Source organism: Oleiphilus sp. HI0128, from assembly GCF_001635365.1.
The window spans coordinates 1-934 of sequence record NZ_LWGG01000972.1; the positions used below are offsets into that span (position 1 = coordinate 1).

2 protein-coding genes are annotated in these 934 nt (G+C 46.7%); both read right to left on the reverse strand.

Translation table 11 applies throughout. The annotated features are described in order from the left end of the window. The coding region (locus A3763_RS15875; protein ID WP_156495126.1) for an SDR family NAD(P)-dependent oxidoreductase at window positions 1-188 on the reverse strand (188 nt) is incomplete at its 3' end. A gap of 2 nt (window positions 189-190) precedes the next feature. Continuing rightward, the coding region (locus A3763_RS15880) for a biotin/lipoyl-containing protein (RefSeq protein ID WP_304440820.1) at window positions 191-934 on the reverse strand (744 nt) is incomplete at its 5' end.

Consider the following 934-nt stretch of genomic DNA (forward strand, 5'->3'; position numbering starts at 1 on the left):
TGTCCTCCAGCTTGTTCAACTTCTTCGGCAACGCTGAAAATTGTGCCGGGGAGTTTAGGGTGAGCTTCAGCTGATTTCGCTGCGATGACGATATTCGCACCATCGGCGGCAAACTTAAGTGCCATTTCTCGACCAATGCCGCGGCTTGCGCCGGTTATAATAATCGTTTTATTAACTAATGATCCCATCTTTATTCGGCCTTATCGGGTGTTACGTTGACAAGCAGCTGTCGCAATTTAACTTGATCACCTTGGGCAACATTCACAGCCTTGACGATTCCATTAACGTCAGACTTTAAAGGGTGCTCCATTTTCATGGCTTCGAGAATAACAAGCGTTTGTCCTTTCTCGACTTTCATACCCACTTCAGCTTGTACTTCAATAATTGCGCCATCCATGCTTGCCTTAATTTTCCCAGACCCTGAACCATCTTGAGCTTCGGCCGCTTGATGAGTGCAATCTTCAAAGCAGAAATACTCGCTCTCTAGGCGTATAAATATCTGTCCCCCGACCACTTTATAGCGACAGGTTTTGCGCACACCTTGCTCACTGTAGGTGAGTACGCCAGGCACATTACCCATTAATACGATGCGTGTTTCATTATCACCTTGTTTGATTAAATATTCGTTCTCGTTTTGCTCCAGGCTCAAGTCGAACTTGTCTTCACCGCTCTTTAACTGGTAAGGCCATGGAGCTTTGCCAGTATTGCTCCAACCAGATAATTCGTTGCCCCAAGGGGAAAGTTGGCTTGCCGTACGAGACGGGCTTTGTTCCAAGTAAGAGATCATGGCTGCGAGCGAAACAGCCAATGCTGAAGGCGTCTGTTTGCTGAGAGTTTTACTGTCAACGAAGTCGTCACCAATAAAGGCTGTGGTGGCTTCGCCATCGATGAACACCTGATGTCGTAGTACTTCGCATAGAAAGTTACTGTTAAC